19 protein-coding genes, 6 tRNA genes and 3 rRNA genes are annotated in these 25,742 nt (G+C 55.6%); 23 read left to right on the forward strand and 5 right to left on the reverse strand.

The window, feature by feature from the left end:
• Positions 1–32 precede the first annotated feature (32 nt).
• The 3 genes from AB4N80_RS08250 to hemJ are packed head-to-tail and all read right to left on the reverse strand — an operon-like array spanning position 33 to position 2,484.
• A complete protein-coding gene (locus AB4N80_RS08250) occupies positions 33–998 on the reverse strand; it encodes a DUF805 domain-containing protein (RefSeq protein ID WP_122566707.1) in 966 nt (321 codons plus the stop codon).
• A gap of 50 nt (positions 999–1,048) precedes the next feature.
• Positions 1,049–2,017: an NAD(P)H-dependent flavin oxidoreductase gene (locus AB4N80_RS08255; protein ID WP_122566708.1), complete on the reverse strand. Its 969-nt coding sequence runs from the start codon at positions 2,015–2,017 to the stop codon at positions 1,049–1,051.
• A gap of 35 nt (positions 2,018–2,052) precedes the next feature.
• Positions 2,053–2,484, reverse strand: coding sequence for a protoporphyrinogen oxidase HemJ (hemJ, locus tag AB4N80_RS08260; protein ID WP_122566709.1), 432 nt, complete (start codon positions 2,482–2,484; stop codon positions 2,053–2,055).
• Positions 2,485–2,618: 134 nt separating this feature from the next.
• On the opposite strand from hemJ, the gene argC reads away from it, so the two are divergent.
• Complete coding sequence (gene argC / locus AB4N80_RS08265) at positions 2,619–3,653, forward strand: N-acetyl-gamma-glutamyl-phosphate reductase (protein ID WP_305468663.1); 1,035 nt, start codon at positions 2,619–2,621, stop codon at positions 3,651–3,653.
• A 105-nt stretch (positions 3,654–3,758) separates the two neighbouring features.
• Entirely contained in the window at positions 3,759–4,109 is a 351-nt protein-coding gene (gene erpA / locus AB4N80_RS08270; RefSeq protein WP_003206114.1) for an iron-sulfur cluster insertion protein ErpA, read from the forward strand.
• A gap of 66 nt (positions 4,110–4,175) precedes the next feature.
• Here erpA and AB4N80_RS08275 read toward each other — a convergent pair whose 3' ends face one another.
• Positions 4,176–5,267, reverse strand: coding sequence for an anhydro-N-acetylmuramic acid kinase (locus tag AB4N80_RS08275; RefSeq protein ID WP_122566711.1), 1,092 nt, complete (start codon positions 5,265–5,267; stop codon positions 4,176–4,178).
• Positions 5,268–5,270: 3 nt separating this feature from the next.
• Positions 5,271–6,689, reverse strand: coding sequence for a peptidoglycan DD-metalloendopeptidase family protein (locus AB4N80_RS08280; protein WP_122566712.1), 1,419 nt, complete (start codon positions 6,687–6,689; stop codon positions 5,271–5,273).
• A 212-nt stretch (positions 6,690–6,901) separates the two neighbouring features.
• Between AB4N80_RS08280 and tyrS the strand changes: the two genes are divergently transcribed.
• From tyrS to rpoB, 21 genes are all read left to right on the forward strand, one after another.
• A complete protein-coding gene (gene tyrS / locus AB4N80_RS08285) occupies positions 6,902–8,101 on the forward strand; it encodes a tyrosine--tRNA ligase (RefSeq protein ID WP_460081485.1) in 1,200 nt (399 codons plus the stop codon).
• A 550-nt stretch (positions 8,102–8,651) separates the two neighbouring features.
• Positions 8,652–10,188, forward strand: a 16S ribosomal RNA gene (locus AB4N80_RS08290).
• 160 nt (positions 10,189–10,348) lie between these two features.
• A tRNA-Ile gene (locus AB4N80_RS08295) sits at positions 10,349–10,425 on the forward strand.
• A 30-nt stretch (positions 10,426–10,455) separates the two neighbouring features.
• Positions 10,456–10,531, forward strand: a tRNA-Ala gene (locus AB4N80_RS08300).
• Positions 10,532–10,776: 245 nt separating this feature from the next.
• Positions 10,777–13,668: ribosomal RNA gene (locus AB4N80_RS08305) — 23S ribosomal RNA — on the forward strand.
• Positions 13,669–13,836: 168 nt separating this feature from the next.
• A 5S ribosomal RNA gene (gene rrf / locus AB4N80_RS08310) occupies positions 13,837–13,952 on the forward strand.
• Together the 16S, 23S and 5S rRNA genes with 2 tRNA genes alongside form the textbook arrangement of a ribosomal RNA operon.
• Positions 13,953–14,085: 133 nt before the next feature.
• Positions 14,086–15,042 carry a bifunctional biotin--[acetyl-CoA-carboxylase] ligase/biotin operon repressor BirA gene (gene birA, locus AB4N80_RS08315; protein ID WP_460081487.1) on the forward strand — a complete coding sequence of 319 codons (957 nt, stop codon included), beginning with the start codon at positions 14,086–14,088 and terminating at the stop codon, positions 15,040–15,042.
• Positions 15,032–15,781: a pantothenate kinase gene (locus AB4N80_RS08320; RefSeq protein ID WP_122566144.1), complete on the forward strand. Its 750-nt coding sequence runs from the start codon at positions 15,032–15,034 to the stop codon at positions 15,779–15,781. Before birA ends, AB4N80_RS08320 begins: the two co-directional genes overlap by 11 nt.
• 7 nt (positions 15,782–15,788) lie before the next feature.
• Positions 15,789–16,244 carry a hypothetical protein gene (locus AB4N80_RS08325; RefSeq protein WP_122566145.1) on the forward strand — a complete coding sequence of 152 codons (456 nt, stop codon included), beginning with the start codon at positions 15,789–15,791 and terminating at the stop codon, positions 16,242–16,244.
• A 142-nt stretch (positions 16,245–16,386) separates the two neighbouring features.
• Positions 16,387–16,471: transfer RNA gene (locus AB4N80_RS08330), tRNA-Tyr, on the forward strand.
• A 24-nt stretch (positions 16,472–16,495) separates the two neighbouring features.
• Positions 16,496–16,569 (forward strand) — tRNA-Gly (locus AB4N80_RS08335).
• Between the two features lie 26 nt (positions 16,570–16,595).
• Positions 16,596–16,671, forward strand: a tRNA-Thr gene (locus AB4N80_RS08340).
• 84 nt (positions 16,672–16,755) lie between these two features.
• Positions 16,756–17,949 (forward strand): elongation factor Tu, encoded by a 1,194-nt coding sequence (gene tuf, locus AB4N80_RS08345; protein WP_003186103.1) that lies wholly within the window; start codon positions 16,756–16,758, stop codon positions 17,947–17,949.
• 53 nt (positions 17,950–18,002) lie between these two features.
• A tRNA-Trp gene (locus tag AB4N80_RS08350) sits at positions 18,003–18,078 on the forward strand.
• Positions 18,079–18,123: 45 nt separating this feature from the next.
• Complete coding sequence (gene secE, locus AB4N80_RS08355) at positions 18,124–18,492, forward strand: preprotein translocase subunit SecE (protein WP_003206102.1); 369 nt, start codon at positions 18,124–18,126, stop codon at positions 18,490–18,492.
• A 9-nt stretch (positions 18,493–18,501) separates the two neighbouring features.
• Positions 18,502–19,035, forward strand: coding sequence for a transcription termination/antitermination protein NusG (gene nusG, locus AB4N80_RS08360; RefSeq protein ID WP_003186097.1), 534 nt, complete (start codon positions 18,502–18,504; stop codon positions 19,033–19,035).
• 117 nt (positions 19,036–19,152) lie between these two features.
• Positions 19,153–19,584, forward strand: a complete 432-nt coding sequence (rplK, locus tag AB4N80_RS08365; protein ID WP_003176435.1) for a 50S ribosomal protein L11 — start codon at positions 19,153–19,155, stop codon at positions 19,582–19,584.
• The gene (gene rplA / locus AB4N80_RS08370) at positions 19,584–20,279 is read left to right on the forward strand and encodes a 50S ribosomal protein L1 (protein WP_003186095.1); all 696 of its coding nucleotides are present in this window, start codon (positions 19,584–19,586) and stop codon (positions 20,277–20,279) included. Before rplK ends, rplA begins: the two co-directional genes overlap by 1 nt.
• Before the next feature lie 198 nt (positions 20,280–20,477).
• Positions 20,478–20,978 carry a 50S ribosomal protein L10 gene (gene rplJ, locus AB4N80_RS08375; RefSeq protein WP_122566146.1) on the forward strand — a complete coding sequence of 167 codons (501 nt, stop codon included), beginning with the start codon at positions 20,478–20,480 and terminating at the stop codon, positions 20,976–20,978.
• 78 nt (positions 20,979–21,056) lie between these two features.
• Entirely contained in the window at positions 21,057–21,422 is a 366-nt protein-coding gene (gene rplL, locus AB4N80_RS08380) for a 50S ribosomal protein L7/L12 (RefSeq protein WP_053125869.1), read from the forward strand.
• Positions 21,423–21,642: 220 nt separating this feature from the next.
• Positions 21,643–25,716 carry a DNA-directed RNA polymerase subunit beta gene (gene rpoB, locus AB4N80_RS08385; protein ID WP_053125867.1) on the forward strand — a complete coding sequence of 1,358 codons (4,074 nt, stop codon included), beginning with the start codon at positions 21,643–21,645 and terminating at the stop codon, positions 25,714–25,716.
• The last annotated feature ends 26 nt before the right edge of the window (positions 25,717–25,742 follow it).

Here is a 25,742-nt window from a genome sequence, read left to right on the forward strand (position 1 = left end):
AATGACTGGGCTGTCACCGGCATGAAGCGCGCTTATTGTTCCTCTTCTGCTTCATAGTCTACAGAAGGCGGGGCGGGCTCGGCTGCCTCAGCGGCGGGCTCTTCAGCGGTTTCGTTGCTGGACTCGCTGCTTTCGTAGCTGCTCAGGCTGCTGCTGTCGTAGTCTTCCTGAAGGGCTCCGAAGATGCCTGCAAACGTGGCCACGAAAATCAAGACGATCATTACCAGCCAGAGCGAGGCCAACAACTTGACCGCCGTGGTATTGCGCGGTGGTGGCGGGCCATACTGGTTTGCGCCGGTATTGCCTGGAGCGATGATGAGGATGAACGGGAAGATGCTGCCCACGAAGGGAACCAGGTTAATCAGCCACAACCACCCCGACCAGCCGAGATCATGCAGGCGCTGGACGTTGAACTGGATACTCACGAAGGCAAAGGCAAGCACGACGACGGCGGCGAGCAGGCCGCCGACGATGAGTCCCGCGATCGAGTCGGAGGCCAGCAACCAGGCCGTGGCTAGCCAGAAGCCCACGCCGACCAAAGGCAGTATGGCCAGGGTCAATACCATGGTCCAGGCGAGGTAGCGCAGACGCCCGATACGTCCGTCGAAGCTGAAGGGTTTGAGCGTGCTGTACTCGGCAAGCGCTTCACCGACTTCGGCGCGGGGAGGCGCGTAGGGCGAGGCTGGCTCGACGATCGAATCGGGATGGCGTCCGCTCGGTTGCCGTGGCGCGTCCTGTACTTCGCCAAGGCTCAGTTGGACGACGGGTTCGGCTTCGATCCTGGCATCGATTCCGCTCTTGTTGAGGGCTTCCAGGTACTGCTGCGCCTCGTTCTGGGACAGGTTGCTTTTAAGGGACACCTTGCGACCGGTGAACAGTCGTTCAATGGCGGCGACGTCGCTCTTGAACAGCTCGGCGAGGTTGAGTTTGGCGGTGGTGGTATCGACGCCCGGCATCAGGCCGCCGTCGAATACGATGTTGAAACGGGTTTCGCTCATGCCCGGCATCCTTGTCTCTGAAAGTTAGGTAGTTGTTTGTTCGGGCTGCTTCAGCGGGGCCATTGCCCGCCAAGCTGCGCCGCCCGGGCTTGTGCCTGACGGTATTCTTCATCCAGGCGCGCCACCAACTGATCGACGCTGGGCAAATCATCGATTTCACCCACACCCTGGCCTGCGGACCATACGGTTTTCCAGGCCTTGGCTTCGTCGTTCAGCGGTTTGAGTTTCGAGCCAAAATCCACCTCGCCTTTGTTCTGCAGGGCGGCGAGATCGAAACCGGCGTTCTCCAGGCTCTGGCGCATGAAACTCGCCGGCACCCCGGATACCGCAGGAGTATGCACGATGTCTGCGGCTCTGGATGTGAGCAACATCTCTTTATAAGCGTCAGGTGCGTGGCTTTCGCTTGTACCGATAAAACGCGTCCCGAAGTAGGCCAGATCCGCGCCGAGCAATTGTGCGGCCAGAATCTGATGGCCGTGGTTCAGGCATCCCGCAAGTAGCACGGTCTTATCGAAAAACTGCCGGATCTCGGCAATCAGAGAAAACGGGCTCCAGGTCCCGGCGTGTCCGCCTGCGCCGGCGGCTACGGCGATCAGGCCATCGACACCGGCTTCGGCGGCTTTCTCGGCATGCCGTCGGGTCGTCACGTCATGGAACACCAGGCCGCCGTAACCGTGCACCGCGTCCACCAGCTCTTTCACCGCACCCAGGCTGGTGATGACAATCGGCACCTTGTGTTCGATGCAGATGGCCAGGTCGGCCTGAAGTCGCGGATTGCTGTGATGAACAATCAGGTTTACCGCGTAGGGCGCCGGATTTTCCAGGGGCGCCAGGCCTGCTTCGATTTCTTCCAGCCAGGCCTTGAAGCCGCTGCTTTCGCGCTGGTTCAACGCCGGAAAGCTGCCGACAATGCCATTGCGGCAGCAGGCCAGCACCAGTTGTGGATTGGAAATCAGGAACATGGGCGCCGCCACGACGGGCAGGCGCAAGCGCTGTTCAAGCAGAGCGGGCAACGACATTGGAAGTACCCCGGATAATGGATGCTGATTGGAGATTAGAACGGTCGGACGACGACCAGAATTACGATAGCCAGCAATATCAGAACCGGCACTTCATTGAACCAGCGATAAAAGACATGGCTGCGGGTGTTTTCGCCACGGGCGAAGCGCTTCACCTGGGCACCGCACATGTGGTGGTAACCGATCAGCAGCACGACCAGGGTCAACTTGGCGTGCATCCAGCCTCCCTGGGTGAAGTAGGCGCCGGCGTTGAGGCTGAGCAGCCAGATGCCGAATACCAGGGTGGCAATCATCGCCGGGCCCATGATGCCGCGGTACAGCTTGCGCTCCATGACGCTGAAACGTTCTTTGCTGACGTTGTCTTCGCTTTGGGCGTGATAGACAAACAGGCGAGGCAGGTAAAACAGGCCGGCGAACCAGCAGACCATGCTGACAATGTGAAGTGCTTTGAGCCACAGATAGAGCATTTTAGTTATTCCCAGGTTCACGGTAGCTCCGATAGTAGAGGTTAGAGCGGCCACACGTCACCTTGACGGTTGTCGCCGCGCCCTGCGGCCCCTATCATCGACGGCTTTCCAGTGGGTTCGTTGAGGGCAGGTTTATGGTCAAGGTCGGTATCGTCGGCGGCACGGGTTACACCGGTGTCGAACTGCTGCGTCTGCTGGCACAGCATCCGCAGGCTGAGGTGGTGGTCATCACCTCCCGATCCGAGGCCGGCCTGGCCGTCGCCGACATGTATCCGAACCTGCGAGGCCACTACGACGGCTTGGCGTTCAGCGTTCCGGACGTCAAGACCCTCGGCGCCTGCGATGTGGTGTTCTTCGCCACGCCCCATGGTGTCGCCCACGCCCTGGCCGGTGAACTGCTGGCCGCCGGGACCAAGGTTATCGACCTGTCGGCGGACTTCCGCCTGCAGGACGCCGATGAGTGGGCCAAATGGTATGGCCAGCCCCACGGTGCGCCTGAACTGCTCGAGGAGGCGGTCTACGGCTTGCCGGAAGTCAATCGCGAGAAAATCAAGCAGGCACGACTGATCGCCGTGCCGGGTTGCTATCCGACGGCGACGCAGTTGGGGTTCTTGCCGCTGCTTGAAGCCGGTCTTGCAGATGCTTCGCGCCTGATTGCCGACTGCAAATCCGGCGTCAGCGGTGCCGGGCGTGGCGCCAGTGTCGGCTCGCTGTATTCCGAGACGTCGGAAAGCATGAAGGCGTACGCGGTCAAAGGGCATCGCCACCTGCCGGAAATTCGCCAGGGGTTGCGCCGGGCTGCGGGCAAGGACGTTGGCCTGACCTTCGTGCCGCACCTGACCCCGATGATTCGCGGGATCCATTCCACCCTGTATGCAACCGTCGTCGATCGTTCGGTGGACCTGCAGGCATTGTTTGAAAAGCGTTACGCCAACGAACCGTTCGTCGACGTAATGCCCGCTGGCAGCCATCCGGAAACCCGTAGTGTGCGCGGTGCGAACGTTTGCCGGATCGCCGTGCATCGTCCGCAGGACGGTGATCTGGTAGTGGTATTGTCGGTCATCGATAACCTGGTCAAGGGCGCGTCCGGCCAGGCCGTGCAGAACCTGAACATCCTGTTCGGGCTGGATGAGCACCTGGGGCTGTCCCATGCGGGGATGTTGCCTTAAAGCAGTTTGCCGCTGCTCTGCAAATAGTTGACCGATTTTCTAGGAGAAGCGGATAATGCCCGCCATCACGCATTATGGCGGCGTAAGCGCCGGGAGATATTCAGCATGAGCGTCGAAACCTTCACCCCCACGGCTTTGCAATTCACCCACGGTGCTGCGCACAAGGTGAAGAGCCTGGTCGATGAAGAGGGCAATGATCGTTTGAAGCTGCGCGTATTTGTGACGGGCGGCGGTTGTTCCGGTTTCCAGTACGGCTTCACTTTCGATGAGGAAGTGGCCGACGATGACACCATCGTCGAGCGCGAAGGGGTCAGCCTGGTGGTCGATCCGATGAGCTTCCAGTACCTGGCAGGTGCCGAGGTGGATTATCAGGAAGGTCTGGAAGGGTCGCGTTTTGTGATCAAGAACCCCAACGCCACCACGACCTGTGGGTGCGGTTCTTCGTTCTCGATCTGAGTGCTTCAATAAAAATGCCGCAGAGCCTTATGGCCCTGCGGCATTTTTTTGTCCGCAACTTTGATCTCAGGCTGGATAGATGGCGCCGAGTATGCGCAGGCCACGGGCGCCCGTGACACTTGGACGATTGCCTGGAATGCCTTCAAGGCAGCAATGGGCGAGCCAGGCGAAAGCCATGGCTTCGACCCAATCCGGGTCCACGCCATACACCGTCGTACTGCTGACTTTGGTATCCGGCAGTAACTCAGCCAGGCGTTTCATGAGCGTCTGGTTGTGTGCACCGCCGCCGCAGACCAGCAACTCCTGGGTATTCGACTGGGCATGCTGCAGTGATTCGACGATGGTCAGGGCGGTCAGTTCGAGCAACGTCGCCTGCACGTCCTCCGGGGCGAAGGCTGGCAACTGCGACAAGTGCTGGCTCAGCCAAGGCAGGTTGAATACCTCGCGGCCGGTACTTTTCGGACCTTTGGTGACGAAGAAGGGGTCGCTGAGCAGCGTCTTTAGCAGAACTGGTTCGACTTTTCCGCTGGCGGCCCATTGGCCGTCGCGATCGAAATGCTCGCCTCGTTGTTGATGGATCCAGGCATCGAGCAATACGTTGCCTGGGCCACAGTCGAAACCGGCTACAGGTTTTGCGGGTTCTATCAGGCTGAGATTGCTGAAGCCGCCGACATTCAGCACGGCACGATGACCGGCTCGTTCTTCGAACAGTGCTTCGTGAAACGCCGGTACCAGTGGAGCGCCTTGTCCGCCAGCGGCGACATCGCGGCTGCGGAAATCGCTGACGACGGCGATGCCGGTCAATTCGCTCAACAGGGCCGGATTGCCGATTTGCACGGTAAACCCACGGGCCGGTTCATGGCGAATGGTCTGGCCGTGGCTGCCAATCGCCGTGATGTTTTCAGGCTTGAGTCTTTGTTCGTTGAGTAGGGTATGGATACCCTCTGCGGCCAGCTTTACCCAGCTTTGCTGGGCAATGGCGGAGCGGGCGATCTCATCGGGCCCACTGCTGCACAATCCGAGCAATTCGGCGCGCAGAACGGCGGGCATAGGGATGTAGTGCGTGGCGATCAATTTGATCGCCGGGACCAGTTCAATCAGTGCGATATCCAAGCCATCCAGGCTGGTCCCGGACATCACACCGATATAGAGCGCCATGACTTAGCGCTTGCTCGAGGCCAGCATGGTGGCTTTCTCTTGATCCATGCGGGCCATCAAGGGCTGGCTTTGAGCCAGGAAGCGCGCGCGCTCGCCCTTGGCGATCGGATCGGCCATCGGCAATTTCTGGCCAAGCGGATCGACGTGGACGCCGTTGACCTGGAACTCATAATGCAAGTGCGGGCCGGTGGACAGGCCGGTGGTACCGATGTATCCGATCACCTGGCCTTGCTTGACGGTGCCACCAGTCTTCACGCCCTTGGCGAAGCCCTGCATGTGGCCGTATAGCGTGCGGTAGGTATTGCCGTGCTGGATGATCACGGTATTGCCATAGCCACCGCGGCGTCCTGCCAGCAACACCTTGCCGTCGCCCGCAGCCTTGATTGGTGTACCGCGAGGGGCGGCGTAGTCGACGCCTTTATGCGCGCGAATCTTGTTCAGAATCGGATGCTTTCGGCCGGCGGAGAACTTCGAACTGATACGAGCGAAATCAACCGGTGTACGGATGAAGGCCTTGCGCATGCTGTTGCCGTCGGCGGTGTAGTAGCTGCTGTTGCCCTGCTTGTTGGTGTAGCGCACCGCGGTGTACGTCTTGCCGCGGTTGGTGAAGCGCGCGGAGAGAATCGGGCCGTTACCGACGCTCTTTCCATTGACCACTTTTTGCTCATAGATGATGTCGAACTCGTCGCCCTGGCGAATGTCCTGGGCGAAGTCGATGTCGTAGCCGAAGACGCTGGCCATGTCCATGGTCAGGCTATGGGAAAGGCCGGCACGAGCGGCCGACTGGGACAATGAACTGTTGATGACGCCATGAACGTAGGCCGAGCGAACGGTAGGCTTGGCGGTGACGCGGTTGAATACATAACCCTTGTCATTTTTGGTCAGGGTGATGCTTTCCAGGTCGCTCAGCTTGGTGTGCAGATTGGTCAGCTGTCCATCTGGATTGAGTTCGAATTCGAGTTTCTGGCCACGTTGCAGTTGAGCGAATTGCTTGGCTTGCTTGTCGCTGGCCAGGATTTCATGGACCGATGTCGAGGGCAGGCCAACCTTTTCGAAGAGGGTGGAAAGCGTATCGCCCTTGGCAACAATCACTTCGCGATGGTCCGGTCCTTTCTTTTCTTCCGCGACAGGCGCTTCTACCTGGGCGGTAGCCTTTGCAGTGTCTTGCGGGCTGTTTTCAATCTGTGCAAAAGGAGAGGCGGCCGGTTCGTTTGTGGCTTGAACGGCTTCGGCGGCGTCTTGTTCTTGTGTCAGTTGTTCAGCAGGACTTTCCAGTTCAAGGCTCAGAGTCGTTTTTTTGGCTTCAACATCGCTGGAGGGAAACACCAGCAGCGCCAGGCTTAGGAGGGCTGCGATGCCACTTGCGGCAAGCAGGTGGGTCTTTGGGTAAAGCGGCGGCGCTTTAGACGGTTCTGGGGTCATAAGTAATTTTGACTTTTGAAAAGATGAATTGGAAAAGATGAATGACATGATGAAGATGAAATAACTGTATAAAATATAACCAAAACCCCTGCGAAGCAAGCCCACGAACGCTCTGTTCTGTGGATTGGCGTCCGTGCGCCGGGCATGCCTTGTATTTGGTGTGCGATCTTGTATGGTTGGGGCCCTTTGAATCTGAGCCTTACGGGTCTGTTATGAAGTCGGTTGAAGAGCAGCTAGCGCTGATCAAGCGTGGTGCGGAAGAATTGTTGGTTGAGTCCGAGCTGATCGAAAAGCTCAAGCGCGGGCAGCCGCTGCGTATCAAGGCCGGCTTCGATCCGACGGCGCCCGATCTGCACCTGGGTCATACCGTGCTTATTAATAAGATGCGCCAGTTCCAGGATCTGGGGCATCAGATCATCTTCCTTATAGGGGACTTCACCGGCATGATCGGTGATCCGAGCGGCAAGAGTGCTACGCGCCCGCCGCTGACCCGTGAACAGGTTCTCGATAACGCCGAGACCTACAAGACTCAGGTTTTCAAGATTCTTGATCCGGCCAAGACCGAGGTGGCGTTCAACTCCACCTGGATGGATCAGATGGGGCCGGCGGATTTCATTCGCCTGACGTCTCAATACACCGTGGCGCGCATGCTCGAACGCGATGATTTCGACAAGCGCTATACAACCAACCAGCCAATCGCCATCCATGAGTTCCTCTATCCGCTTGTGCAGGGTTATGACTCGGTCGCGTTGCGCGCGGACGTTGAGCTGGGCGGCACCGATCAGAAGTTCAACCTGTTGATGGGGCGTGAGTTGCAGCGTGGTTATGGTCAGGAGGCGCAGTGCATCCTGACCATGCCGTTGCTGGAAGGTCTGGATGGTGTGAAGAAGATGTCCAAGTCCTTGGGCAATTACGTGGGCATCCAGGAAGCGCCGGGGGTCATGTACAGCAAGCTGGTCTCCATTCCTGACGTGTTGATGTGGCGTTACTTCGAACTGTTGAGCTTCCGCTCCATGGATGAGATCAATGCGTTCCGTGCTGATGTAGAGGCTGGGGCCAATCCGCGGGACATCAAGATCAAGCTGGCTGAAGAGATCGTTGCGCGTTTCCATGGCGAGGAAGCTGCGGCCAATGCTCATCGCGCGGCGGGTAATCGTATGAAGGATGGCGAGCTGCCGGATGATCTGCCAGAGATCGAATTGACTGTTGCCGAGAATATGCCGATTGCGGCAGTCCTTAATAAAGCAGGTCTGGTCAAGAATGCGGCAGTGGCGCGAGACCTTCTGGGTTCGGGTGGTGTGCGTATAGATGGTGAGGTTGTGGATCGCACCTATATATATGAGCTGGGTTCTACTCACGTATGCCAGGCTGGCAAGAAGGCTTTCGCACGTATTACGTTGAAAACCGAATAAAGCTGAAAATAGGTGTTGACGGCAGATTCTGGACGTCTATAATTCGCCCCACTTCCGGCGCAGTCGAAACGGAAAACTCGTTGAGATTCAATGAGTTAAGTAAGTTTCGAAGGGGTTTTGCTTCAGTTCATCGAGGCCTGGAAGGAGCAGATAGAGCAGTGTTGTTTGGCTCTATCAGCGGTTCGATCTTCTCGGTCGAAAGCGGTGAAAAAGAGGTGTTGACAGCAGCGAGTAACGCTGTAGAATTCGCCTCCCGCTAACGAGAGATCGGAAGCGCAAGTGGTTGAAGTTGATAAGGAAACTTTAAAAACTTCTAAAAATAACCGCTTGACAGATACACAGGGTGCTGTAGAATGCGCGCCTCGGTTGAGACGAAAGACTCAGCCAACCGCTCTTTAACAACTGAATCAAGCAATTCGTGTGGGTGCTTGTGGAGTCAGACTGCTAGTCAACAGATTATCAGCATCACAAGTTACTCCGCGAGAAATCAAAGATGTAACCAACGATTGCTGAGCCAAGTTTAGGGTTTTCTCAAAACCCAAAGATGTTTGAACTGAAGAGTTTGATCATGGCTCAGATTGAACGCTGGCGGCAGGCCTAACACATGCAAGTCGAGCGGTAGAGAGGTGCTTGCACCTCTTGAGAGCGGCGGACGGGTGAGTAATGCCTAGGAATCTGCCTGGTAGTGGGGGATAACGCTCGGAAACGGACGCTAATACCGCATACGTCCTACGGGAGAAAGCAGGGGACCTTCGGGCCTTGCGCTATCAGATGAGCCTAGGTCGGATTAGCTAGTTGGTGGGGTAATGGCTCACCAAGGCGACGATCCGTAACTGGTCTGAGAGGATGATCAGTCACACTGGAACTGAGACACGGTCCAGACTCCTACGGGAGGCAGCAGTGGGGAATATTGGACAATGGGCGAAAGCCTGATCCAGCCATGCCGCGTGTGTGAAGAAGGTCTTCGGATTGTAAAGCACTTTAAGTTGGGAGGAAGGGCATTAACCTAATACGTTAGTGTTTTGACGTTACCGACAGAATAAGCACCGGCTAACTCTGTGCCAGCAGCCGCGGTAATACAGAGGGTGCAAGCGTTAATCGGAATTACTGGGCGTAAAGCGCGCGTAGGTGGTTCGTTAAGTTGGATGTGAAAGCCCCGGGCTCAACCTGGGAACTGCATTCAAAACTGTCGAGCTAGAGTATGGTAGAGGGTGGTGGAATTTCCTGTGTAGCGGTGAAATGCGTAGATATAGGAAGGAACACCAGTGGCGAAGGCGACCACCTGGACTGATACTGACACTGAGGTGCGAAAGCGTGGGGAGCAAACAGGATTAGATACCCTGGTAGTCCACGCCGTAAACGATGTCAACTAGCCGTTGGGAGCCTTGAGCTCTTAGTGGCGCAGCTAACGCATTAAGTTGACCGCCTGGGGAGTACGGCCGCAAGGTTAAAACTCAAATGAATTGACGGGGGCCCGCACAAGCGGTGGAGCATGTGGTTTAATTCGAAGCAACGCGAAGAACCTTACCAGGCCTTGACATCCAATGAACTTTCCAGAGATGGATTGGTGCCTTCGGGAACATTGAGACAGGTGCTGCATGGCTGTCGTCAGCTCGTGTCGTGAGATGTTGGGTTAAGTCCCGTAACGAGCGCAACCCTTGTCCTTAGTTACCAGCACGTAATGGTGGGCACTCTAAGGAGACTGCCGGTGACAAACCGGAGGAAGGTGGGGATGACGTCAAGTCATCATGGCCCTTACGGCCTGGGCTACACACGTGCTACAATGGTCGGTACAGAGGGTTGCCAAGCCGCGAGGTGGAGCTAATCCCACAAAACCGATCGTAGTCCGGATCGCAGTCTGCAACTCGACTGCGTGAAGTCGGAATCGCTAGTAATCGCGAATCAGAATGTCGCGGTGAATACGTTCCCGGGCCTTGTACACACCGCCCGTCACACCATGGGAGTGGGTTGCACCAGAAGTAGCTAGTCTAACCTTCGGGGGGACGGTTACCACGGTGTGATTCATGACTGGGGTGAAGTCGTAACAAGGTAGCCGTAGGGGAACCTGCGGCTGGATCACCTCCTTAATCGACGACCGCAGCTGCTTCATGAGCTCCCACACGAATTGCTTGATTCATTGAAGAAGACGAAAGAAGCAGCCAAAAGGGTTGTAGCTTGGTTGGTTAGAGCGCACCCCATGCTCTGTGGTAAAGAGCAGGGTGAGGTCGGCCTTAGTAGCTCGAAATTGGGTCTGTAGCTCAGTTGGTTAGAGCGCACCCCTGATAAGGGTGAGGTCGGCAGTTCGAATCTGCCCAGACCCACCAATTTTGTGTGGGAAACGCCTGTAGAAATACGGGGCCATAGCTCAGCTGGGAGAGCGCCTGCCTTGCACGCAGGAGGTCAGCGGTTCGATCCCGCTTGGCTCCACCACTACTGCTTCGATTGTATAAAGCTTAGAAATGAGCATTCCATCGGTTCGATGGTGAATGTTGATTTCTAGTCTTTGACTAGTTCGTTCTTTAAAAATTTGGGTATGTGATAGAAAGATAGACTGAACGTTACTTTCACTGGTAACGGATCAGGCTAAGGTAAAATTTGTGAGTTGCTCTTAGAGCAAGATCGAATTTTCGGCGAATGTCGTCTTCACAGTATAACCAGATTGCTTGGGGTTATATGGTCAAGTGAAGAAGCGCATACGGTGGATGCCTTGGCAGTCAGAGGCGATGAAAGACGTGGTAGCCTGCGAAAAGCTTCGGGGAGTCGGCAAACAGACTTTGATCCGGAGATGTCTGAATGGGGGAACCCAGCCATCATAAGATGGTTATCTTGTACTGAATACATAGGTGCAAGAGGCGAACCAGGGGAACTGAAACATCTAAGTACCCTGAGGAAAAGAAATCAACCGAGATTCCCTTAGTAGTGGCGAGCGAACGGGGACTAGCCCTTAAGCTTCTTTGATTTTAGCGGAACGCTCTGGAAAGTGCGGCCATAGTGGGTGATAGCCCTGTACGCGAAAGGATCTTAGAAGTGAAATCGAGTAGGACGGAGCACGAGAAACTTTGTCTGAATATGGGGGGACCATCCTCCAAGGCTAAATACTACTGACTGACCGATAGTGAACTAGTACCGTGAGGGAAAGGCGAAAAGAACCCCGGAGAGGGGAGTGAAATAGATCCTGAAACCGTATGCGTACAAGCAGTGGGAGCCCACTTTGTTGGGTGACTGCGTACCTTTTGTATAATGGGTCAGCGACTTATTTTCAGTGGCGAGCTTAACCGAATAGGGGAGGCGTAGCGAAAGCGAGTCTTAATAGGGCGTCTAGTCGCTGGGAATAGACCCGAAACCGGGCGATCTATCCATGGGCAGGTTGAAGGTTGGGTAACACTAACTGGAGGACCGAACCGACTACCGTTGAAAAGTTAGCGGATGACCTGTGGATCGGAGTGAAAGGCTAATCAAGCTCGGAGATAGCTGGTTCTCCTCGAAAGCTATTTAGGTAGCGCCTCATGTATCACTGTAGGGGGTAGAGCACTGTTTCGGCTAGGGGGTCATCCCGACTTACCAAACCGATGCAAACTCCGAATACCTACAAGTGCCGAGCATGGGAGACACACGGCGGGTGCTAACGTCCGTCGTGAAAAGGGAAACAACCCAGACCGTCAGCTAAGGTCCCAAAGTTATGGTTAAGTGGGAAACGATGTGGGAAGGCTTAGACAGCTAGGAGGTTGGCTTAGAAGCAGCCACCCTTTAAAGAAAGCGTAATAGCTCACTAGTCGAGTCGGCCTGCGCGGAAGATGTAACGGGGCTCAAACCATACACCGAAGCTACGGGTATCACGCAAGTGATGCGGTAGAGGAGCGTTCTGTAAGCCTGTGAAGGTGAGTTGAGAAGCTTGCTGGAGGTATCAGAAGTGCGAATGCTGACATGAGTAACGACAATGGGTGTGAAAAACACCCACGCCGAAAGACCAAGGTTTCCTGCGCAACGTTAATCGACGCAGGGTTAGTCGGTCCCTAAGGCGAGGCTGAAAAGCGTAGTCGATGGAAAACAGGTTAATATTCCTGTACTTCTGGTTATTGCGATGGAGGGACGGAGAAGGCTAGGCCAGCTTGGCGTTGGTTGTCCAAGTTTAAGGTGGTAGGCTGGAATCTTAGGTAAATCCGGGATTCTAAGGCCGAGAGCTGATGACGAGTTACCCTTTGGGTGACGAAGTGGTTGATGCCATGCTTCCAAGAAAAGCTTCTAAGCTTCAGGTAACCAGGAACCGTACCCCAAACCGACACAGGTGGTTGGGTAGAGAATACCAAGGCGCTTGAGAGAACTCGGGTGAAGGAACTAGGCAAAATGGCACCGTAACTTCGGGAGAAGGTGCGCCGGTGAGGGTGAAGCACTTGCTGCGTAAGCCCACGCCGGTCGAAGATACCAGGCCGCTGCGACTGTTTATTAAAAACACAGCACTCTGCAAACACGAAAGTGGACGTATAGGGTGTGACGCCTGCCCGGTGCCGGAAGGTTAATTGATGGGGTTAGCTAACGCGAAGCTCTTGATCGAAGCCCCGGTAAACGGCGGCCGTAACTATAACGGTCCTAAGGTAGCGAAATTCCTTGTCGGGTAAGTTCCGACCTGCACGAATGGCGTAACGATGGCGGCGCTGTCTCCACCCGAGACTCAGTGAAATTGAAATCGCTGTGAAGATGCAGTGTATCCGCGGCTAGACGGAAAGACCCCGTGAACCTTTACTATAGCTTTGCACTGGACTTTGAATTTGCTTGTGTAGGATAGGTGGGAGGCTTTGAAGCGTGGACGCCAGTTCGCGTGGAGCCATCCTTGAAATACCACCCTGGCAACTTTGAGGTTCTAACTCAGGTCCGTTATCCGGATCGAGGACAGTGTATGGTGGGTAGTTTGACTGGGGCGGTCTCCTCCTAAAGAGTAACGGAGGAGTACGAAGGTGCGCTCAGACCGGTCGGAAATCGGTCGTAGAGTATAAAGGCAAAAGCGCGCTTGACTGCGAGACAGACACGTCGAGCAGGTACGAAAGTAGGTCTTAGTGATCCGGTGGTTCTGTATGGAAGGGCCATCGCTCAACGGATAAAAGGTACTCCGGGGATAACAGGCTGATACCGCCCAAGAGTTCATATCGACGGCGGTGTTTGGCACCTCGATGTCGGCTCATCACATCCTGGGGCTGAAGCCGGTCCCAAGGGTATGGCTGTTCGCCATTTAAAGTGGTACGCGAGCTGGGTTTAGAACGTCGTGAGACAGTTCGGTCCCTATCTGCCGTGGACGTTTGAGATTTGAGAGGGGCTGCTCCTAGTACGAGAGGACCGGAGTGGACGAACCTCTGGTGTTCCGGTTGTCACGCCAGTGGCATTGCCGGGTAGCTATGTTCGGGAAAGATAACCGCTGAAAGCATCTAAGCGGGAAACTTGCCTCAAGATGAGATCTCACTGGGACCTTGAGTCCCCTGAAGGGCCGTCGAAGACTACGACGTTGATAGGCAGGGTGTGTAAGCGCTGTGAGGCGTTGAGCTAACCTGTACTAATTGCCCGTGAGGCTTGACCATATAACACCCAAGCAATTTGTAACTCCAAGCCCAAAGGCAAAGAGACCAGATTGCGGTGTGTGAAGACGAAACGAACCGAAAGTTCGAGATACTCACAAACAGCACACAAACTATCGCATACCCATTCGCTGGCACGTGACCGCAAGGCACGCACCGGCTACCGAATTTCTTGACGACCATAGAGCATTGGAACCACCTGATCCCATCCCGAACTCAGCAGTGAAACGATGCATCGCCGATGGTAGTGTGGGGTTTCCCCATGTGAGAGTAGGTCATCGTCAAGATTAAATTCCGAAACCCCTATCTGCTGATGCAGGTAGGGGTTTTGTTTTGCCCGCAGGAAAGTCATTTTGTGTTTCTATGCAACTGTCTTGTGCATGGCTATCATGCGGGCCTCATTATCAGGGCGCAGTCCGCATGCTCACGTTGCTAAAACTTCTGAAGGATGGCCGCTTTCATTCGGGGCAGGCGCTGGGTGTCGCATTGGGCATCAGTCGTAGTGCTGTGTGGAAGCAGTTGCAGCATTTGGAGGCGGATTTAGGATTGTCTGTACATAAAGTTCGAGGTAGGGGGTATCAGTTGGCTAAGCCCCTGTTACTTTTGGATGCGGCAGAAATCTGCGCAAAAGGCCTTCATGAATGGCCTGTCCATATATTTGACACTATCGACTCCACTAACGCTGAGGCGCTGCGTTTCATCGAGCGTGGCGGGGCTGCGCCGTTCTTGGTCTTGGCTGAGCGGCAGATAGCGGGTCGCGGTCGCCGTGGTCGCAAGTGGGTCAGTCCGTTTGCTGAAAACCTCTATCACAGCCTGGTGTTACGCATTGATGGCGGCATGCGGCAGATCGAAGGCCTTAGCCTGGTTGTCGGGCTCGCTGTCATGCATGTCTTGCGCGAGATGGGCATCGCAGGGGCAGGGTTGAAATGGCCCAATGATGTCCTGGTGGGTGAGAAAAAGATTGCCGGCATTCTGCTTGAGTTGGTGGGAGATCCTGCAGACGTTTGCCATGTCGTCCTAGGTGTAGGGATTAATGTAAACATGCAGGCGACTGATGAGGTCGACCAGCAGTGGACGTCCATGTGCCTTGAGGCGGGCAGGGATTTCGATCGAAATGAGCTGGTGGCGCGATTGAGTGTGAAGCTACAACAATATCTGGAGCTTCATCATGCATCGGGATTTGCTGCGATCCGGTCGGAATGGGAGCAATACCATCTTTGGCAGGGCCGAGCTGTATCTCTGATTGCTGGTGTTAACAAAATTGACGGCATTGTGCTGGGTATTGATCACCAGGGTGCGCTGCGTTTGAAGGTAGATGGTGTGGAAAAAAACTTTAGCGGTGGTGAGCTCAGTTTGAGGTTGCGTGATGATTCTTGAGCTCGACTGCGGCAACAGCTTCATCAAATGGCGTGTTCTTCGCCCTGACGGGATAACGCCGGTCGAGGGTGGCGTAGTCAGCTCTGACGACGATCTGCTGGCGAGTCTGAATGATGCAGGGAAGTTCCAGCTCAAGAAGTGCCGTCTTGTTAGCGTGAGGACCTTGGCTGAGACGGACTCATTGGTCGCTTCGCTGGTTGATGTGTTCGGGGTGTCGGTGGTTCGTGCTGTGCCCGCCCGGGAAATGGCGGGTGTGAGAAACGGCTACGAGGATTACCAACGGTTAGGTCTCGATCGGTGGCTGGCCCTGCTTGGCGGTTTTCATCTCGCTAAGGGGGCGTGCCTGGTCCTTGATTTTGGTACTGCTGTTACGGCTGATTTCGTGGCGGCGGGTGGTGAGCATCTCGGGGGATTCATTTGTCCTGGCATGCCGCTGATGCGCAATCAATTGCGTACCCACACGCGAAAAATTCGCTATGACGATATGGCGGCCGAGCGAGCTCACGAGAGTCTCGCTCCAGGTCGTGCGACTGTCGAGGCGGTCGAGCGCGGTTGCATGCTGATGCTCAGGGGATTTGTCCTGACTCAGCTTGAATTGGCGCAACAATACTGGGGAAAGGATTTCGTGGTGTTTCTTACAGGGGGGGATGCCAACCTGGTTTCTGGGGTCGTTCCAGATGCCAAGGTGGTGCCTGACCTGGTTTTTGTTGGCTTGGCGATGGCCTGTCCTTTGTCTTGAGGTTTCTATGCGGTGGCTGTTTCTGTTGTTGCTGGTTTTGAATGTCTTCTACTACATCTGGCATCAGCAGGAGGCTCCGCTTCGCGCCAAGGATGTTACGCCGCTGAGTTTGTATCGCGGTTCGCAGCAGGATATCCATCTCTTGAGCGAAACGGCGGACGCCCTTGTCAGGCGCGATTCAGCCAAGTCCGGTGAGGTGACAAAAACCTGTGTCTACCTGGGTGGTTTTGCCCGTCCGGAGCTGGCCAGACAGTTGGAGCAGCGTTTGGCAGCTTCGAGTGTCCTAGGTCGTTTCGTGGTGTCGGGTTCACAGAATGCCCCTGAGGGGGGAGGGTTCTGGGTTCAGGTTTCCCAGGAAAGCGCGGGAAAGGTGAATGAAACGCTGCTTCAAAACCTTTCTAAAGAATTCAATGAGTTAAAACATAAAATAATGCCGTGTGAGGGGGTTGCACCCGCAGGGTAGTTTGCATAGAATGGCGCCCGCTTCGCAGCGAAGACCTTTAAAGGTAAGCGATACGAAGCGATGTCAACGCAGCTAACCTCAGGTTTTTTATGAGAAAATGCTTGACAGAAGGCTGGCATGATATAGAATGCCGGCTCGCTTAGGAGGGGTTCCCGAGCGGCCAAAGGGATCAGACTGTAAATCTGACGTCTACGACTTCGAAGGTTCGAATCCTTCCCCCTCCACCATTTTTAGCGTGAGCTGCAAGCTCCGCGGGTATAGTTTAGTGGTAGAACCTCAGCCTTCCAAGCTGATGATGCGGGTTCGATTCCCGCTACCCGCTCCAAGTTTGCAGGTTGTGCAAAGTGTTTCGCTCTTGTAGCTCAGTTGGTAGAGCACACCCTTGGTAAGGGTGAGGTCAGCGGTTCAAATCCGCTCAAGAGCTCCATATAACAAGGCAGATATGCAAATATCTGCCTTTGTTTTAATGGCTTGTGTGACTTGCTAAATTCTTCTCCTAGGGGTGATTTCGATGGCTAAGGAAAAGTTCGAACGTAATAAGCCGCACGTCAACGTTGGTACCATTGGTCACGTTGACCACGGTAAAACTACGCTGACTGCAGCTCTGACCCGCGTCTGCTCCGAGGTTTTCGGTTCGGCCAAGGTTGACTTCGACAAGATCGACAGCGCCCCGGAAGAGAAGGCTCGCGGTATCACCATCAACACCGCTCACGTTGAGTACGATTCGGCCGTGCGTCACTACGCACACGTTGACTGCCCGGGTCACGCCGACTACGTAAAAAACATGATCACTGGTGCTGCCCAAATGGATGGCGCTATCCTGGTTTGCTCGGCCGCTGATGGTCCGATGCCGCAAACCCGTGAGCACATCCTGCTGTCCCGTCAGGTGGGCGTTCCGTACATCGTTGTCTTCCTGAACAAGGCTGACATGGTTGACGATGCTGAGTTGCTGGAACTGGTTGAGATGGAAGTGCGCGACCTGCTGAGCACTTACGATTTCCCAGGTGATGATACTCCAATCATCATCGGTTCGGCTCTGATGGCTCTGAACGGCCAAGACGACAACGAGATGGGTACCACTGCTGTCAAGAAGCTGGTGGAGACTCTGGATAGCTACATTCCAGAGCCTGAGCGTGCTATCGACAAGCCGTTCCTGATGCCAATCGAAGACGTGTTCTCGATCTCTGGTCGCGGTACCGTTGTGACTGGTCGTGTTGAGCGTGGCATCGTCCGTATCCAGGAAGAGGTTGAGATCGTCGGTCTGCGCGATACTCAGAAAACTACCTGCACCGGCGTTGAAATGTTCCGCAAGCTGCTCGACGAAGGTCGTGCTGGCGAGAACTGCGGCGTTCTGCTGCGCGGCACCAAGCGTGACGACGTTGAACGTGGCCAGGTTCTGGTCAAGCCGGGCACCGTCAAGCCGCACACCAAGTTCACCGCAGAAGTTTATGTTCTGAGCAAGGAAGAAGGCGGTCGTCATACGCCGTTCTTCAAGGGCTACCGTCCACAGTTCTACTTCCGTACGACTGACGTGACTGGTAACTGTGAGCTGCCAGAAGGTGTTGAGATGGTCATGCCAGGTGACAACATTCAGATGACTGTTACCCTGATCAAGACCATTGCGATGGAAGATGGGTTGCGTTTCGCCATCCGTGAAGGCGGTCGTACCGTCGGCGCCGGTGTCGTAGCCAAAGTCATCGAGTAAACAGTTGTAATGTCTTTTTCAGGCCGGCATAATGGTCGGCCTGATTTTGTTTTAGGTCAGTAGCTCAATTGGCAGAGCGACGGTCTCCAAAACCGTAGGTTGGGGGTTCGATTCCCTCCTGACCTGCCAGATTCACTTGGTGTGTCTGGCTTTCTTTTCACAGGATCTTCATAGATGACTCCTAAAGCTGAAGCTCAAGGCTCTCGCTTCGATCTGCTCAAGTGGCTAGTGGTAGTCGCTTTGGTGGTTATTGGCGTTGTTGGCAATCAGTATTATTCTGCTTCGCCGATCCTGTACCGCGTACTTGCATTGCTCGCCATTGCTGCTGTAGCTGCCTTTGTAGGCCTGCAGACAGCCAAGGGCAAGTCTTTCTTTGTACTCGCTAAGGAAGCTCGCACCGAGATTCGTAAAGTCGTATGGCCGACTCGCCAAGAAACCACGCAGACCACGTTGATCGTTGTGGCTGTTGTTCTGGTAATGGCGTTGCTGTTGTGGGGGCTTGATTCCCTGCTCGGCTGGCTTGTTTCCTTGATTGTTGGCTAAGGGTGTCCCGTGGCTAAGCGTTGGTACGTTGTGCATGCTTACTCGGGTTACGAGAAGCATGTCATGCGCTCGCTGGTAGAGCGCGTAAAGCTGGCTGGCATGGAAGATGGCTTTGGCGAGATTCTGGTCCCCACTGAAGAAGTGGTTGAGATGCGTAATGGCCAGAAGCGCAAAAGTGAACGTAAGTTCTTTCCGGGCTACGTGCTGGTACAGATGGACATGAACGAAGGGACTTGGCACTTGGTCAAGGATACCCCTCGGGTGATGGGTTTCATTGGCGGTACTGCCGATAAGCCTGCGCCGATCACGGATAAAGAGGCGGAAGCGATTCTGCGTCGAGTCGCTGATGGTAGCGACAAGCCGAAGCCGAAGACTTTGTTTGAGCCGGGTGAGGTTGTACGTGTCACCGACGGTCCATTCGCTGATTTCAATGGCACGGTTGAAGAAGTTAACTACGAAAAGAGCCGGATCCAAGTGGCAGTGCTCATTTTCGGTCGCTCTACTCCGGTAGAGCTAGAGTTCAGTCAGGTCGAAAAGGTCTGATTGAGCAGGCATCCCAACCCCGCAGCCCAAGGCTGTGGGGTTTTGTCGTCACTGGGATAAACGCGCAAGTAACCGGGGAGCCTTTCGAGGCGTTCGAACCCGTAATTGGAGTGCCTCATGGCCAAGAAAATTACCGCTTACATCAAGCTGCAAGTGAAGGCCGCTCAGGCTAACCCAAGCCCACCTGTTGGTCCTGCACTGGGTCAGCACGGCGTGAACATCATGGAATTCTGCAAGGCCTTCAACGCCCGTACTCAGGGTCTTGAGCCAGGTCTGCCGACTCCAGTGATCATCACTGTCTACAGCGACCGTAGCTTCACCTTCGAAACAAAAAGCACCCCAGCTTCGGTTCTGCTGAAGAAGGCTGCAGGTTTGACCAGCGGTTCCGCTCGTCCAAACACCGTTAAGGTTGGCACCGTTACCCGTGCACAGCTGGAAGAAATCGCGAAAACCAAAAACGCGGATCTGACTGCAGCTGATATGGATGCAGCCGTGCGTACTATCGCCGGTTCTGCTCGTAGCATGGGCCTTAACGTGGAGGGTGTGTAATGGCTAAGCTGACCAAGCGTCAAAAGGCTATCGCCGGCAAAATCGAAGCAGGCAAGGCCTACAACTTTGTAGACGCCGCCGCTCTGCTGGCTGAGCTGTCGACTGTCAAGTTCAGCGAGTCGTTCGACGTTGCTGTAAACCTGGGCGTTGACCCACGTAAATCCGACCAGGTCGTTCGTAGCGCTACCGTGCTGCCACACGGCACTGGCAAGACCGTTCGTGTAGCTGTCTTCACCCAGGGCCCAGCAGCTGAAGCTGCTCTGGCTGCTGGTGCTGACCGCGTAGGCATGGACGATCTGGCTGCTGAAATGAAGGGCGGCGACCTGAACTATGACGTAGTGATCGCATCCCCGGATGCCATGCGCGTTGTGGGTCAGTTGGGTCAGATCCTCGGTCCACGTGGTCTGATGCCTAACCCTAAAGTCGGCACCGTAACGCCAGACGTAGCCACCGCGGTCAAAAACGCCAAGGCTGGTCAGGTTCGTTATCGCACCGACAAAAACGGCATCATCCACACTTCCGTTGGCAAGATCGGCTTCGACGCCGTCAAGCTGAAGGAAAACGTTGAGGCCCTGATCGCTGATCTGAAGCGTATCAAGCCAGCTTCTTCGAAAGGTATCTACGTCAAGCGCGTTACCCTGAGCACCACCATGGGCCCAGGTCTGGTCATCGATCAGAGCTCGCTCGACGCGTAAGACTCAGGTTGGCGCGAGCAATCGCGCCAATCAAAAAATTGGGGTCCCTGCCTGGCGGGGGCTGTCCAAGACCGTAGGCGACGCAAGTCTTAAACCACAAGCCTACGCAGATGGTGCTCCCGGTTCCTTACCGAATCAGACACCAAAACGACATTCGGTCTCGATCGGATGAAACGGTAACAAGCAGGAGTTAAACCCGTGGCAATTAATCTCGAAGACAAGAAGGCCATCGTCGCTGAAGTCAACGAGGCTGCCAAAGTCGCTCTGTCCGCTGTCGTGGCTGATGCCCGTGGCGTAACAGTAGGCGCAATGACCGGACTCCGTAAAGAGGCTCGTGAAGCTGGCGTTTACGTACGTGTCGTACGTAACACCCTGCTCAAGCGCGCTGTTGCTGGCACTGAATACAGTGTTCTCAACGACGTGTTCACCGGCCCGACCCTGATCGCGTTTTCCAAAGATCATCCAGGCGCTGCTGCCCGTTTGTTCAAGGAATTCGCCAAGGGTCAGGACAAGTTCGAGATCAAGGCAGCTGCGTTCGAGGGCAAGTTCCTCGCAGCTAATCAGATCGATGTACTGGCAACACTGCCGACCCGCAACGAAGCCATTTCGCAGCTGATGAGCGTGATTCAAGGCGCCACCAGCAAGCTGGCTCGTACTCTGGCTGCAGTTCGCGAGCAAAAAGAAGCTGCCGCAGCCTAAGGCTGAGCACTTTCTTTCGCGCTTTTTTGTTTATTTCGATGGCCGCGTAGGCCGTCCCCCAATTCAGGAAATACAGTAATGTCTATCTCCCAAGACGATATCCTCAACGCCGTAGCTGAAATGTCGGTTCTGCAGGTTGTTGAGCTGATCAAAGCTTTCGAAGAAAAATTCGGCGTTTCCGCTGCTGCTGCTTCCGCTGGTCCAGCTGCTGCTGCCGCTGTTGTTGAAGAGCAAACCGAATTCAACGTCATGCTGACCGAAGCTGGCGAGAAGAAAGTAAACGTGATCAAGGCAGTACGTGAACTGACCGGTCTGGGCCTGAAAGAAGCCAAGGCTGTAGTTGACGGCGCTCCTGCCATGGTTCTGGAAGCTGTTGCCAAAGACGCAGCTGACAAAGCCAAAGCAGTTCTGGAAGAAGCAGGCGCTAAAGTCGAGCTGAAGTAAGCATCGACTTTGCGTCTCCAGCCCGAGCGTTAAGCGACAGGCTGATGGCTGGTGGCTCTTGCCACCGGCCTTTTTCCGTTATTGGCAGCCGACTGGGTCGGTGCTGATCGCGAGCTGTAACCACCCGATGTGGTGGCGCAAACCATGGGGTTTGCACGATTTTCTGGCTGCTCCCGTCGGGAGGGGCCAAACAAGCAGGTGACCAAGCTGGGGAACGCTGATGGCTTACTCATATACTGAGAAAAAACGTATCCGCAAGGACTTTAGCAAGTTGCCGGACGTCATGGATGTGCCGTACCTCCTGGCCATCCAGCTGGATTCGTATCGTGAATTCTTGCAAGCGGGAGCGACTAAAGATCAGTTCCGCGACGTGGGCCTGCATGCGGCCTTCAAATCCGTTTTCCCGATCATCAGCTACTCCGGCAATGCTGCGCTGGAGTACGTCGGTTATCGCCTGGGCGAACCGGCATTTGATGTCAAAGAATGCGTATTGCGCGGTGTGACTTACGCCGTACCTTTGCGGGTAAAAGTGCGCCTGATCATTTTCGACAAAGAATCGTCGAACAAAGCGATCAAGGACATCAAAGAGCAAGAAGTCTACATGGGTGAAATCCCCCTGATGACTGAAAACGGTACCTTCGTAATCAACGGTACCGAGCGTGTAATCGTTTCCCAGCTGCACCGTTCTCCGGGCGTGTTCTTCGACCACGACCGTGGCAAGACGCACAGCTCCGGCAAACTGCTTTACTCCGCGCGCATCATTCCTTACCGCGGTTCGTGGTTGGACTTCGAGTTCGACCCGAAAGACTGCGTATTCGTGCGTATCGACCGTCGTCGCAAGCTGCCTGCATCGGTACTGCTGCGCGCGCTCGGCTATACCACCGAAGAAGTGCTGGACGCGTTCTACACCACCAACGTCTTCCACGTACAAGGTGAAAACCTCAGCCTGGAACTGGTGCCTCAGCGCCTGCGTGGTGAAATCGCTGTCCTCGATATCCAGGATGACAAAGGCAAGGTTATTGTCGAGCAAGGTCGTCGTATCACTGCTCGCCACATCAACCAGCTGGAAAAAGCCGGGATCAAAGAGCTGCAGGTGCCTCTGGACTACGTCCTGGGCCGCACCACGGCCAAGGTCATCGTGCATCCGGCCACCGGCGAGATCCTGGCAGAGTGCAACACCGAGCTGAACACCGAGATCCTGGCAAAAATCGCCAAGGCCCAGGTTGTTCGCATCGAGACGCTGTACACCAACGACATCGACTGCGGTCCGTTCATCTCCGACACGCTGAAGATCGACTCCACCGGCAACCAACTGGAAGCCTTGGTCGAGATCTATCGCATGATGCGTCCTGGCGAGCCGCCAACCAAGGATGCCGCCGAGACCCTGTTCAACAACCTGTTCTTCAGCCCTGAGCGCTATGACCTGTCTGCGGTCGGCCGGATGAAGTTCAACCGTCGTATCGGTCGTACCGAGATCGAAGGTTCGGGCGTGCTGAACAAGGATGACATCGTTGCGGTCCTCAAGACCCTGGTCGACATCCGTAACGGCAAAGGCATCGTCGATGACATCGACCACCTGGGTAACCGTCGTGTTCGCTGTGTAGGCGAGATGGCCGAGAACCAGTTCCGTGTTGGCCTGGTGCGCGTAGAGCGTGCGGTCAAGGAACGTCTGTCGATGGCTGAAAGCGAAGGCCTGATGCCGCAAGACCTGATCAACGCCAAGCCAGTGGCTGCGGCGGTGAAGGAGTTCTTCGGTTCGAGCCAGCTGTCCCAGTTCATGGACCAGAACAACCCGCTGTCCGAGATCACCCACAAGCGTCGTGTCTCCGCACTCGGCCCGGGCGGTCTGACCCGTGAGCGCGCAGGCTTCGAAGTTCGTGACGTACACCCGACGCACTACGGTCGTGTCTGCCCGATCGAAACGCCGGAAGGTCCGAACATCGGTCTGATCAACTCCCTGGCCGCCTATGCGCGCACCAACCAGTATGGCTTCCTCGAGAGCCCGTACCGTGTGGTGAAAGACGCCTTGGTCACCGACGAGATCGTGTTCCTGTCCGCCATCGAAGAAGCTGATCACGTGATCGCTCAGGCTTCGGCCACGATGAACGACAAGAAAGTCCTGATCGACGAGCTAGTAGCTGTTCGTCACCTGAACGAGTTCACCGTCAAGGCGCCGGAAGACGTCACTTTGATGGACGTATCGCCGAAGCAGGTAGTTTCGGTTGCAGCGTCGCTGATCCCGTTCCTCGAGCACGACGACGCCAACCGTGCGTTGATGGGTTCGAACATGCAACGTCAAGCTGTACCCACCCTGCGTGCCGACAAGCCGCTGGTTGGTACCGGCATGGAGCGTAACGTAGCTCGTGACTCCGGCGTTTGCGTCGTGGCTCGTCGTGGCGGCGTGATCGACTCCGTCGACGCCAGCCGTATCGTGGTTCGTGTTGCCGATGACGAAGTTGAAACTGGCGAAGCTGGTGTCGACATCTACAACCTGACCAAATACACCCGCTCCAACCAGAACACCTGCATCAACCAGCGTCCGCTGGTGAGCAAGGGTGATCGGGTTCAGCGCAGCGACATCATGGCCGACGGTCCGTCCACCGATATGGGTGAGCTGGCACTGGGTCAGAACATGCGCATCGCGTTCATGGCATGGAACGGCTTCAACTTCGAAGACTCCATCTGCCTGTCCGAGCGTGTGGTTCAGGAAGATCGCTTCACCACGATCCACATTCAGGAACTGACCTGTGTGGCCCGTGACACCAAGCTTGGCCCAGAGGAAATCACTGCGGACATCCCGAACGTGGGTGAAGCCGCACTGAACAAGCTGGACGAAGCCGGTATCGTTTACGTAGGTGCTGAAGTAGGCGCAGGCGACATCCTGGTCGGCAAGGTCACTCCGAAAGGCGAGACCCAGCTGACTCCGGAAGAAAAACTGCTGCGTGCCATCTTCGGTGAAAAAGCCAGCGACGTTAAAGACACCTCCCTGCGTGTGCCTACCGGCACCAAGGGTACCGTCATCGACGTACAGGTCTTCACCCGTGACGGCGTTGAGCGTGATGCTCGTGCACTGTCCATCGAGAAGACTCAACTCGACGAGATCCGCAAGGACCTGAACGAAGAGTTCCGTATCGTTGAAGGCGCAACTTTCGAGCGTCTGCGCTCCGCTCTGGTCGGCCACAAGGCCGAAGGCGGCGCCGGCCTGAAGAAAGGTCAGGAAATCACCGACGAAGTTCTCGACGGTCTTGAGCATGGCCAGTGGTTCAAACTGCGCATGGCTGAAGATGCTCTGAACGAGCAACTCGAGAAGGCCCAGGCCTATATCGTTGATCGCCGCCGTCTGCTGGACGACAAGTTCGAAGACAAGAAGCGCAAACTGCAGCAGGGCGATGACCTGGCTCCGGGCGTGCTGAAAATCGTCAAGGTTTACCTGGCAATCCGTCGTCGCATCCAGCCGGGCGACAAGATGGCCGGTCGTCACGGTAACAAGGGTGTGGTCTCCGTGATCATGCCGGTTGAAGACATGCCGCACGATGCCAACGGCACCCCGGTCGATGTGGTCCTCAACCCGTTGGGCGTACCTTCGCGTATGAACGTTGGTCAGATCCTTGAAACCCACCTGGGCCTCGCGGCCAAGGGCTTGGGCGAGAAGATCAACCGTATGATCGAAGAGCAGCGCAAGGTCGCTGACCTGCGTAAGTTCCTGCACGAGATCTACAACGAGATCGGCGGCCGCAACGAAGAGCTGGACACCTTCTCCGACCAGGAAATCCTGGATCTGGCGAAGAACCTGCGCGGCGGCGTTCCAATGGCTACTCCGGTGTTCGACGGTGCCAAGGAAAGCGAAATCAAGGCCATGCTGAAACTGGCAGACCTGCCGGAGAGCGGCCAGATGCAGCTGTTCGACGGCCGTACCGGCAACAAGTTCGAGCGCCCGGTTACCGTTGGCTACATGTACATGCTGAAGCTGAACCACTTGGTAGACGACAAGATGCACGCTCGTTCTACCGGTTCTTACAGCCTGGTTACCCAGCAGCCGCTGGGTGGTAAGGCGCAGTTCGGTGGTCAGCGTTTCGGGGAGATGGAGGTCTGGGCACTGGAAGCGTACGGTGCTGCATACACTCTGCAAGAAATGCTCACAGTGAAGTCGGACGATGTGAACGGCCGGACCAAGATGTACAAAAACATCGTGGACGGCGATCACCGTATGGAGCCGGGCATGCCCGAGTCTTTCAACGTGTTGATCAAGGAAATTCGTTCCCTCGGCATCGATATCGATCTGGAAACCGAATAACACGTGACGCGAATCGAGAGCGGGGC

The organism is Pseudomonas sp. H3_A02 (genome assembly GCF_054671965.1).

Bases quoted from the DNA above. Each gene is read 5' to 3' on its own strand.
- AB4N80_RS08325 (WP_122566145.1), top strand. From the start codon at position 15,789: ATGCGGTGGCTGTTTCTGTTGTTGCTGGTTTTGAATGTCTTCTACTAC.
- rplA (WP_003186095.1), top strand. From the start codon at position 19,584: ATGGCTAAGCTGACCAAGCGTCAAAAGGCTATCGCCGGCAAAATCGAA.
- tyrS (WP_460081485.1), top strand. From the start codon at position 6,902: ATGAAGTCGGTTGAAGAGCAGCTAGCGCTGATCAAGCGTGGTGCGGAA.
- AB4N80_RS08275 (WP_122566711.1), bottom strand. From the start codon at position 5,267: ATGGCGCTCTATATCGGTGTGATGTCCGGGACCAGCCTGGATGGCTTG.
- tuf (WP_003186103.1), top strand. From the start codon at position 16,756: ATGGCTAAGGAAAAGTTCGAACGTAATAAGCCGCACGTCAACGTTGGT.
- birA (WP_460081487.1), top strand. From the start codon at position 14,086: ATGCTCACGTTGCTAAAACTTCTGAAGGATGGCCGCTTTCATTCGGGG.
- AB4N80_RS08320 (WP_122566144.1), top strand. From the start codon at position 15,032: ATGATTCTTGAGCTCGACTGCGGCAACAGCTTCATCAAATGGCGTGTT.
- AB4N80_RS08250 (WP_122566707.1), bottom strand. From the start codon at position 998: ATGAGCGAAACCCGTTTCAACATCGTATTCGACGGCGGCCTGATGCCG.
- erpA (WP_003206114.1), top strand. From the start codon at position 3,759: ATGAGCGTCGAAACCTTCACCCCCACGGCTTTGCAATTCACCCACGGT.
- rplK (WP_003176435.1), top strand. From the start codon at position 19,153: ATGGCCAAGAAAATTACCGCTTACATCAAGCTGCAAGTGAAGGCCGCT.
- rpoB (WP_053125867.1), top strand. From the start codon at position 21,643: ATGGCTTACTCATATACTGAGAAAAAACGTATCCGCAAGGACTTTAGC.
- secE (WP_003206102.1), top strand. From the start codon at position 18,124: ATGACTCCTAAAGCTGAAGCTCAAGGCTCTCGCTTCGATCTGCTCAAG.
- argC (WP_305468663.1), top strand. From the start codon at position 2,619: ATGGTCAAGGTCGGTATCGTCGGCGGCACGGGTTACACCGGTGTCGAA.
- AB4N80_RS08280 (WP_122566712.1), bottom strand. From the start codon at position 6,689: ATGACCCCAGAACCGTCTAAAGCGCCGCCGCTTTACCCAAAGACCCAC.
- rplL (WP_053125869.1), top strand. From the start codon at position 21,057: ATGTCTATCTCCCAAGACGATATCCTCAACGCCGTAGCTGAAATGTCG.
- hemJ (WP_122566709.1), bottom strand. From the start codon at position 2,484: ATGCTCTATCTGTGGCTCAAAGCACTTCACATTGTCAGCATGGTCTGC.
- AB4N80_RS08255 (WP_122566708.1), bottom strand. From the start codon at position 2,017: ATGTCGTTGCCCGCTCTGCTTGAACAGCGCTTGCGCCTGCCCGTCGTG.